This window comes from Pseudomonadota bacterium (assembly GCA_030860485.1).
GTDB lineage: Bacteria > Pseudomonadota > Gammaproteobacteria > JACCXJ01 > JACCXJ01 > JACCXJ01.
In genome coordinates, this window is record JALZID010000079.1 from 1 (window position 1) to 9,757 (window position 9,757).

Sequence of the window (9,757 nt, forward strand, 5' to 3'; positions counted from 1 at the left end):
TGTAACGGACTACCGGCGACCATCGTCGGGGACAGTAACAGCAACACGATCTTCGGGACCCCGGGCAATGATGTCATCCATGGCATGGCCGGAAACGACACGATCTTCGGGCTCAGCGGCGACGACGTCATTTGCGGTGGTCCGGGTCACGATAAGCTGTACGGCAATCGCGGTAACGACAAGCTGTTCGGAGGTGCGGGAAACGATGTCCTGCAGGGAGGAGCAGGCCGGGATCGCCTGTTCGGGCAAAGCGGCAACGACGCGATGAACGGGCAATCGGGTTCCGATCGATGCGACGGCGGAAGCGGTACCGATAAGGCCAGACGCTGCGAAAGGACGACCCGCGTGCCCTGACCCCGAGATCCGCCCGAAGCGCGTCGGAAGAGCGCCCGAGGGCGTGAAGGTGGCACCGGAACCCTATCCGCTGGACGTCGACCTGGTGGGGAACGTCTTCGAGTGGGTGGCCGACTGGGGGCCGCAATCTATGGGAACCTGTGCCCCCGATTTGTTCGGGACGGGTGATTTCAACTGCCTGGTCGGGGCCTCTAACGCAGCGGGTCCCGGCGCGCTTATCCGCGGCGGCGATTTCGGCACCACCGGCACCGGCCTCGGCGGCGGCGCGAGTGCCGGGGTCTTCGCGGTGAGTGGGTTCACTAACGCGTCGTTCGTGAACGAGAGCTCCGGGTTTCGTGCCGCCCGCTAGCCCGACTTAACAGATTCGGGGGACTACTGAGGTCCTAAGTGATTGATATCACTCATTGGGGCCTCAGTAGGTCTGCACTACACGGGTGTGGCTGACGTCACCTCGGCGGTCGTGATCTTGGGCGGCGGTTGGGCGGGCAGATCGAGCGCGAGTTTGTCCAACAGCAGCGTCAGCTCGGGCTCAGGCTGGGTGTAACGGGTGAGGACGAGCTCCCGACCGTCGGTGGTCGGAATGTACACATCGAGCATCTGCACGGCGGCAAACCTCTCGATCACACTGCGCGGGGTCAATCCCGGCGCCAGGAGGTGCAATCGTCGATTCAGCGTGACGTGCGAGCAATAAGCGAGGAAGGCGATGAACCGGGATTACACGGATGTAATGCTTTTGGGAGGTACAGGATGAAGATGTGTGCCTCGATGCGCCGATCGAGTTGATGGAACGGGACGGATAGCCAGATCCCCCTTGAGGTTTTTGAAGGCCTCTTCCACCGCAACGAGCTGCAAATAGAAGTGCCACAGCTTCGCGGGATCGGTTTCCGTGAGATTGGTGCGGAGGAGGTAACGACCCTCGCGCCGACGAGCTTGTCGGCCGACGAGTCTATCGGGCTTGTCACGGCGGAGCCGATAGCGGAACGCCTCTTTTTCGGCGAGCTCGACTGCGACCAGACGCCAGGCGGACGGGGCCTTTTGACGCCTTGAGGCGCATGGCGGTGGGAGGCGCAGGATAGAGACTCGGCCGCGGGACCTTGCCCCGCCCCATACAAGAAGGGTCAGCGCCACGGCCACGCGTCACAGGGGCAGGCGCTGGGATCACCGGCACTCCAAGCCGTCCTCGAAATCGCGCCCTGCGCTCTGGTAGGCGAGCCCCTTGGTCTTCTGCAGGTAGTCGTGGGCATCTGTGTAGTAGGCCGGTGACTACTTGATGACCTTCATTTCCACCCGCAATGTCATTCCGAGGGGAGCGGGGCGGCCCAAGGAATCTAGGCGTAGTTTACGCGTTTACTCCGAGATCCCTCGGAGTACCTCGGAATGACGGGCACTAGCCCGACTTAGCCGATTCGCCCCCGTTTCCCGGCTTTGGCGCAACGTCGCCCTCGTAACTATTTGTTTTGTAAAACCAGCAGCGCAACGAATCGGCGAAAATCGGCTGTCCTCATACCCGAAGGCTATGCCATCTGGGCGGAGGCGATGGAGCCGCTTTTGATGGAAATGATGGGGCAATGACACGCGGCGGGTGGTGGTCGAAACTTCACGGGGGCAGGCGCGTGGGATACCTCGGGTAGGCACGTGGCGCTCACACACTCTCAACTCCGCGAGCAATACGCCGCCCCCGATGGCAGCGTCGTGCCGGCGATCGGGGTATAGGAAACTAAACGCCCCTTTTTTCGTCGACAAGAAAGGTATTGCTGGATGTGGCGCACCGTTTTGGCCTCGGCCTCGTAGATCACCGGCCGCCGGTTCTCGACGTCGTAACCCAAGGGCGGCACGCGCCCTATCCACATTCCTTTACGCTTGGAGGCTGCGATCTTGTCGCGGATACGCTCGCCGGCAATCTCGCGCTCGACAACCCGGCAGAATAGTGAGGTTGCACAGCCGTAAGCGACCCGAAGAGTGCCGGCTAAGGCACTGTAAGCCCGGTTTGCGGGCCTCGGGTGGACCACGGGGTGGTACTCGCTGCGCCGCCCCCGCCAACCCGCGACTCAGCGCTGAAACAACCACTCCGCACCGCGAAGCCGGCTGAGACCCACTGCGCTCAACATGACCTTGTCAGGCGACACCCGCCAATCGCGTCGAGGGGGATGAGGGACCCGCGGCCGAGGCTAGTGTCCGCTGTGCTGCCCGCTCCATTGACTCCCGGAATCCTTCGTCCCGTGCAAAAGCACCCCATACATCGTCGCCGGGCGGCAGGCCTTGGAAAAATGCAAAGAAAGGCACGAGCAGCGGCGTCAGGCCCAGCCTGTCCGTGATCTCCGTGAGACGGCCCAGGTAGCCCCAGTCCCGGTTCCCTCCCCGCCACCTGTGGCAGGATTCATAGATAAAATACGCCACGGCCCCGGCCGTTTCCACTCTGACCTTCGGCACGTCCTCGCGAATGGTATTGGATGCATGGCGCCTATAGTCGACGAGGGGCTTGTCTATAAAATGAATGTGCTTTCCCCGCGCCAGCACGCGCAGGAAGAACTCCAGATCGTGGGCATAGCGCAGTCCCGAGAAACAACCGATCTCGTGGAACAGGGATCGCCGCGCACAAATGTTCGACGTCGTCATCAGAAAATTACCGTTCACGAGTGCCAGGGACAGGTCGCCGATCTCCTGGTAGAACGCCTTTCCCCGTTCGTGCCACCGATTGTGGATCGGATCGCCCTCTTCATCCACAAAATTAAGCGCCGTGGTCACCACAGCGACAGCCGGGTCGTTTCTGAAAACCTGAAGACAATCGGCGAGACGTTCCGGATGGTAGGCGTCATCGGAGTTCAGGATGGCGACAAACTCGCCCCTGGCCCTATGGATCGCGGCGTTCAATGTGTAATGGGCGCCCTGGTTGGGATGAGACCAGAACACGATCTCGCGCCTGGCCGCCGCAAGGGCACGCACTACGGCAACGGAGCCGTCGCACGATCCGTCGTCAACGACGATTATCTCCAATGGTTGCGCGGATTGGGCGAAGACGCTTTCGAGCGCGTGGCCTACATAGCGCTCGTGGTTGTAGAGCGGAATTAATAACGGAAACGCTGCCGTCGTTGTACGTATTCGCTTTCATCGGGATTGAAGCATAAGAAAGTCGAAGGTGTGTGTCAAAGGCGGTCATGGCACCCGGCCATGCCTGAGCCGCCGCCACAGTCGGTCCGCGGCGCGATGAAGCAGCCGCACCGGTGCCATCATCTCCCAGGAGGTCGATTGTAGGAGAGTCATGACCTCTGCCAGCTTCTGTCGAGCCGACACGGGGCTGTCGGCGCCGGGCCGGGACCCCGGCGTAGCGCGTTCGCGCCGGCCCCGCAGCGCTCGCGTAGCCTTCCAAGAGGTGGAACGGGTCAGCCCGACCAGTATCGCGTCGAGCCTGGCCGACAACGCCTCCTGCTCGCGTTCGAGGCGTCGCAGCTCGGCCTCGGCGGTATCGAGTTTGCCCTGCTGGTTCAGTGCAAACCCGTACACGCCGGTCTTCAGATCGACCGGGACCGACAAAGGCGCCTCGACGAAACGCGACCCGTCCCGTCCATGGGACGCAGCGCCGCCCGCTACACCCCGGCGCACCCTCTCGGTGGCCGCAGCCGTTTTGGCGTCCATGGCCTGCAGCAACGCCCCGTAGCGGGCGGCCTGAAGGTCGAGCGGGTAACCTTCTTCGATGGTCTCGCGGGCCGCCCGAGCCATCGCCGCTACCCGCCCCGAATCGAACAGCAATTCCGTCACGGCCCCGGCCATGGCCACGGTCTCGAAGCCCTGGATCATCCGACCGTTCACCCCGTCGGTGATGGTGTCGGGAATGCCGCCCACGCCGAAGGCGACCGGCGGCGTGCCGCAGGCCATGGCCTCCAGCATCACATTTGGCTGGTTGTCCTCGCGCGATGGCAGGACGAAGACATCGGCGGCACAGTAGGCGGTAGCGAGCCGTGTATCGTCGTCGATCAGGCCGAGCTCGTGGATCGGATAATCGGCCGCGGCCAGATCCGGCGTCGACCGTCCGAACGCCAGCACCCGGATACCCCCCGAGCCCCTGAGGGCCTCGATGCGGGCGTCGGCGCGCATGTGCCGCAGCACCTCGGCCAAGTGGTCGAATCCCTTGCGATGCTCGTCGTTGTTATAGGCGCCGAACAATAGCGTCTTGACCCCGGGATCGAGCCCGATCGCGGCCTTGGCGGCGTCTTTGACGCCCGGCACGAAGACATCGGTCTCGATGGAGTTGGGGATCACCGTCACCCCGCCTTCCCGGAACACGCCGCTCTCTGCCGCGCAACCGCCGAGCCATCGTGTCGGCGCCACTGCCGTCACGTTCGGCTGGGCGAACAGCCGGCGCTTCCAGCGCAGCACGGCCGCGGGCAAGTCGAGGGAGTTATCGCGGAGTTGAGGGCAGTCGTGGCAATCGGCCGCATATCCTCTGCAACCGGCGGAGTAGTGACAACCGCCCGTGAAAAAATTCATGTCGTGAAGCGTCAAAACCACCGGTTTGCCCAGAGCAGCGATCTGGGCGATGCCATGAATCGAAAGGAAGTGCGACACCCAATGGATGTTGAAGGCGTCGTAAGCTTCGAGCAGGCCTGAATCGGCCAGCGCGTATCCGACCAACTGCGGCGCGAATAGGGTATTGGAGACGGCGGTCCGCCGCTCGCGGACATAGCGTTCGTTGAATAATCGCAGGGCGGTGTCGTCCATCGCATTTTCCGGATCGGACTTCACCCGGCGTCGGACGGCCACACAGCCGGCCATGCCCGGATCGGGCTGCAAGCAGACCAGGTCCACCGCATGACCGCGCCGCGACAGGCCGGCGATCAGACGCCGCATCGCCCTCGATGCCCCGCCATGTGCGGCATCGGTACCGAAAACCGCAATCCTCATTGATTCACTCCGCGCGCGCCTCTGCATCGCCGGTATGGCCGCCCCGTCACGAACGCCGAGGCGTGCCGCTCAAGGATAGGAACTGTACTGCCACTCTGCAACGGTCGGTCATCAGTCTATACTGGGCCTCGAGGCGCGCGAGGCGTTGCGGGTGATACGGACGGACACGGGGGTGCTTTCCACCCGCGCCATGGCGCCACCGATGCATCGCGGCGCCGGCGTCGGCCGACGACCGCTCCGGGCCTTGAATCGCGGCGTCCCGCCCGCATGCTACCTTCCGGTATTTCGACATCGCGGAGCAGACGACATGAGGCTCGACAAACTCACTGCCAAGTTCCAGAACGCGCTCGCCGACGCGCAGAGTCTCGCCGTCGGGCGCGATCACCAGTTCATCGAGCCGTTGCACGTCATGGCGGCGCTCCTGGATCAGCAGGGCGGCACGGCGCGCCACCTGCTCGGCGCGGCCGGGGTCGACGTCAAGGGATTGCGCTCGCGGGTGTTCGGGGCGTTGGGTCGCCTGCCGCGGGTCGAAGGGACGGGTGGCGAGGTGCACCTCTCGCGCGACCTCGAAAAGCTCCTAAACCTTTGCGACAAATACGCCCAGGAACGCCAGGATCAGTTCATCGCGAGCGAGGTTTTCCTCCTCGCCGCGAGTGAAGACCGCGGGCAACTGGGCGAGATCCTGCGCCAGTCGGGTGCCGACAAGAAGCGCATCGCCCATGCCATCGACACCGTTCGCGGCGGGCAGACCGTCGATGACCCGAACGCGGAGGAGAGCCGCCAGGCGCTCGAGAAATATACAATCGATCTCACGGCAAGGGCCCGCGAGGGCAAGCTCGATCCCGTCATCGGGCGCGACGACGAGATCCGCCGCACCATCCAGGTCCTGCAGCGCCGCACCAAGAACAACCCGGTCTTGATCGGCGAGCCCGGCGTCGGTAAGACCGCCATCGTCGAGGGGCTTGCGCTCCGCATCGTGAACGGCGAGGTCCCGGAGAGCCTGAAGGACAGACGGCTGCTCGCCCTGGACCTGGGGGCGGTCATCGCCGGCGCCAAGTTCCGTGGCGAATTCGAGGAGCGGCTCAAGGCGGTCTTGAACGATCTGGCCAAGCAAGAGGGCCGGATCATCCTCTTCATCGATGAGCTGCATACCATGGTCGGTGCGGGCAAGGCCGAGGGCGCGATGGATGCCGGCAATATGCTGAAGCCGGCGCTGGCCCGTGGCGAGCTGCACTGCGTGGGCGCGACGACGCTCGACGAATATCGTAAATACGTCGAAAAAGACGCGGCGCTCGAGCGGCGTTTTCAGAAGATCCTGGTCGATGAGCCAAACGTCGCGGACACCATCGCCATCCTGCGCGGGCTGAAAGAGCGCTACGAGGTGCACCACGGCGTGCAGATCACCGATCCCGCGATCGTCGCCGCGGCCACGCTGTCGCACCGCTACATCACCGACCGACAACTGCCGGACAAGGCCATCGACCTCGTGGACGAGGCCGCGAGCCGCATCAGCATCGAGATCCACTCGAAACCGGAAGAGCTGGACCGCCTCGAACGGCGCCTCATCCAGCTCAAGATCGAGCGCGAGGCCCTGGCCAAAGAGACCGACGACGCCTCGAAGAAACGGCTCCATGATCTGGAAGGAGAGATCGCGCGACTCGGGCGCGAATTCGCGGATCTGGAGGAGATCTGGAAGGCCGAGAAGGCGGCGGTGCACGGGGCGCACACCATCACCGAACGTTTGGAAGCGGCCCGGCTCGAGCTCGACCACGCCCGGCGCGCGGGCGATCTGGCGCGCATGTCCGAGCTGCAATATGGGCGCATCCCGGAGCTGACGAAAGAGCTGGAAAAGGCCTCCCAGATCGACCTGAAGGGGATGAGGCTCCTGAGGAACAAGGTCACCGAGGAAGAGATCGCCGAGGTGGTCTCGAAATGGACCGGTATCCCGGTCTCGAAGATGCTCGAGGGCGAGCGTGACAAGCTCCTGCGGATGGAGGAGGCCCTGCACCGGCGCGTGGTCGGCCAGGACCAGGCGCTCAAGGCGGTGGCCGACGCCATCCGCCGCGCCCGCGCCGGGATCTCCGATCCGAACCGCCCCTACGGCTCGTTCCTGTTTCTGGGCCCGACCGGGGTCGGCAAGACCGAGCTCTGCAAGGCGCTCGCGGAGTTCCTGTTCGACACCGAGGAGGCCATGGTCCGGATCGACATGTCCGAGTACATGGAGAGGCACACGGTGGCGCGCCTCATCGGGGCGCCTCCGGGGTATGTGGGCTACGAGGAGGGCGGGTACCTGACCGAGGCGGTGCGCCGCAAGCCGTACTCGGTCCTGCTCCTCGACGAGGTCGAGAAGGCTCACCCCGAGGTCTTCAACGTGTTATTGCAGATCTTGGATGATGGCCGGCTCACGGACGGGCACGGCCGCACGGTGGATTTTCGGAATACCGTCGTGGTCATGACCTCGAACCTCGGCTCGCAGTTCATCCAGGAGATGGCCGGCGAAGAGAACTACGAGGCCATGCGCACCGCCGTGATGGACAGCGTCGCTCAGTTCTTCCGGCCGGAGTTCGTGAACCGCATCGATGAGGTGGTGGTCTTCCACTCGCTGCAAAGGGATCAGATCCAGGCCATCGCCGAGATCCAGGTGCGGCACCTCGCCGCCCGCCTGCGCGCGCAGGACATCGAGTTGGTGATGACACCGGCCGCGCTCGCGACACTCGGTGAGGCCGGATTCGACCCGGTGTATAGCGCCCGTCCCTTGAAGCGCGCGATCCAGACCCAGGTCGAGACACCGCTCGCCCGCGAGCTACTGGCGGGCCGCTTCGGGCCGGGCGACACGGTCCGGGTCGAGGTGCGCGACGGCCGCCTGGTCTTCGAGCGGGAAGCGGGTCCGAGGGCGGCGTCAACGGGATAGCCGCCCTCGACCAGGCCGAGCGGATCGCGATCGCAGCGGGGTGGCGGTCCGGTCCCCTCCCCTGCGGAGCGGGGGGGTTAGGGTAATGGTATGGACTCCTCCCCTCCCTAACGGCATCGTGATGTGCCAGAGTGGAAGATGAAACGACCACTTCAACGAAGAGGAGGAGTCCGGTATGTACAGTACGACAATCGGGTTGGACATTGCAAAGAACGTCTTTCAGGTCCACGGGGTGGATGCAAAGGGTAACGTGGTGCTGCGCAAGGTGCTCAAGCGACGGCAGGTGTTGGAGTTTTTCGCCAACCGGACGCCTAGCCTCATCGGGATGGAGGCCTGCGCCGGGGCGCATTATTGGGCACGGGAGCTCGGGAAGCAGGGGCATGAAGTCAAGCTCATCAGCCCGCAGTTCGTCAAGCCCTATGTGAAGGGGAACAAGAACGACGCCAACGACGCGGAGGCGATCTGCGAAGCCGTCGGGCGTCCCAACATGCGCTTCGTGCCGGTGAAGACTGCCGAGCAGCAAGATGTCCTGGCCCTGCACCGGGTACGCAGTGGGTTGGTGAAGGAGCGGACCGCCCAGGCCAATCGGCTGCGCGGCTTGTTGGGCGAGTACGGGATCGTCATCGGCAAGGGCTTGGCCCAGCTGCGCAAGCGCTTGCCGGAGATCTTGGAGGACGCCGAGAACGACTTGAGTGACTTGGTGCGGGCGTTGTTCGCCGATCTGCACGGGCGGATCTTGGCGCTCGACCGGCAAGTCGCGGCGTACGGGGACAAGCTCAAGACGCTGAACCAGAAGAGCGCGGTGTGCCGCAGGATCGGCCAGGTGCCGGGAGTGGGGCCGATCACGGCGACGGCGATGGCCGCCTCGCTCGGCGATGGTCAGGCCTTCGAGACGGGGCGGCAGGTCTCGGCGTGGCTCGGTCTGGTGCCCGGGCAGCAATCGAGCGGCGGGAAGCCGAAGCTTATGGGCATCAGCAAGCGCGGCGACACCTATCTGCGCACCCTGCTCATCCATGGGGCACGGGCGGTGGTGCGAGCCGCCACCAAGAAGCATGACGCCCCGAGCCGCTGGATCAACGCGTTGGTCCAGCGGCGCAACGCCAACATTGCCGCCGTGGCGCTCGCCAACAAGAATGCTCGGGTGATCTGGGCGCTCTTGAGGCGGGGGGAGGACTACCGGGCGCCCGTGTGCGCCAACGCCTGAGCCCGTCAAGATGCGATCCGTAGCGTATGTCCTCCCGAGCCCTCGTGATCCCACACCAGGACGGTACGCCCAAGCACCGGCAGGGCTACCGTCCCTGGCAGTGGATCCCGGCCGTTCCCTGGCCGGGATGACGATGGACAGCCGAGGTCTATCGATGCGGGTTCAAGATGACAGAGGACTAGTACACGACGCGCCGAGCGTATTCGAGAGTCACTCTCCACCCAGTTGCGGAGCATTTCATCGCGATGGCAAACCGGTCGGACCGGTGTTTTCAGAAATCCGTTACCCCCAGGGGCCTTCGAGGCCGGTAGGGTGATTGAGATGAAGACACGCGGAAATCCATCAGGGCCAGAGGCGACCAAGGCCTCACCAACAGGCCGGATATATGG

General features: G+C 64.3%; 7 protein-coding genes and 2 pseudogenes. 5 read left to right on the forward strand and 4 right to left on the reverse strand.

Annotated features, from left to right (window positions below; translation table 11 throughout):
- Together M3461_04640 and M3461_04645 are read left to right on the forward strand one after the other, a co-directional pair.
- The coding region (locus M3461_04640) for a calcium-binding protein (protein MDQ3773692.1) at positions 1–354 on the forward strand (354 nt) is incomplete at its 5' end.
- A 43-nt stretch (positions 355–397) separates the two neighbouring features.
- The gene (locus M3461_04645) at positions 398–703 is read left to right on the forward strand and encodes a hypothetical protein (GenBank protein ID MDQ3773693.1); all 306 of its coding nucleotides are present in this window, start codon (positions 398–400) and stop codon (positions 701–703) included.
- Positions 704–780: 77 nt separating this feature from the next.
- Here the strand turns inward: M3461_04645 and M3461_04650 are convergent.
- Positions 781–1,305: pseudogene (locus M3461_04650) on the reverse strand (hypothetical protein).
- On the opposite strand from M3461_04650, the gene M3461_04655 reads away from it, so the two are divergent.
- The gene (locus M3461_04655; GenBank protein ID MDQ3773694.1) at positions 1,213–1,401 is read left to right on the forward strand and encodes a hypothetical protein; all 189 of its coding nucleotides are present in this window, start codon (positions 1,213–1,215) and stop codon (positions 1,399–1,401) included. The pseudogene M3461_04650 and the gene M3461_04655 sit on opposite strands and share 93 nt — an antisense overlap.
- A gap of 710 nt (positions 1,402–2,111) precedes the next feature.
- Here the strand turns inward: M3461_04655 and M3461_04660 are convergent.
- The 3 genes and pseudogenes from M3461_04660 to M3461_04670 all read right to left on the reverse strand — a co-directional run bounded on the left by M3461_04660 (position 2,112) and on the right by M3461_04670 (position 5,253).
- Positions 2,112–2,264, reverse strand: a pseudogene (locus tag M3461_04660) (recombinase family protein).
- Between the two features lie 205 nt (positions 2,265–2,469).
- Positions 2,470–3,420 carry a glycosyltransferase family 2 protein gene (locus tag M3461_04665; protein MDQ3773695.1) on the reverse strand — a complete coding sequence of 317 codons (951 nt, stop codon included), beginning with the start codon at positions 3,418–3,420 and terminating at the stop codon, positions 2,470–2,472.
- 87 nt (positions 3,421–3,507) lie between these two features.
- The gene (locus M3461_04670) at positions 3,508–5,253 is read right to left on the reverse strand and encodes a glycosyltransferase (protein MDQ3773696.1); all 1,746 of its coding nucleotides are present in this window, start codon (positions 5,251–5,253) and stop codon (positions 3,508–3,510) included.
- A 307-nt stretch (positions 5,254–5,560) separates the two neighbouring features.
- Between M3461_04670 and clpB the strand changes: the two genes are divergently transcribed.
- Together clpB and M3461_04680 are read left to right on the forward strand one after the other, a co-directional pair.
- Positions 5,561–8,164, forward strand: coding sequence for an ATP-dependent chaperone ClpB (gene clpB / locus M3461_04675; protein ID MDQ3773697.1), 2,604 nt, complete (start codon positions 5,561–5,563; stop codon positions 8,162–8,164).
- A gap of 175 nt (positions 8,165–8,339) precedes the next feature.
- Positions 8,340–9,368, forward strand: a complete 1,029-nt coding sequence (locus tag M3461_04680) for an IS110 family transposase (GenBank protein ID MDQ3773698.1) — start codon at positions 8,340–8,342, stop codon at positions 9,366–9,368.
- Positions 9,369–9,757: the final 389 nt, after the last annotated feature.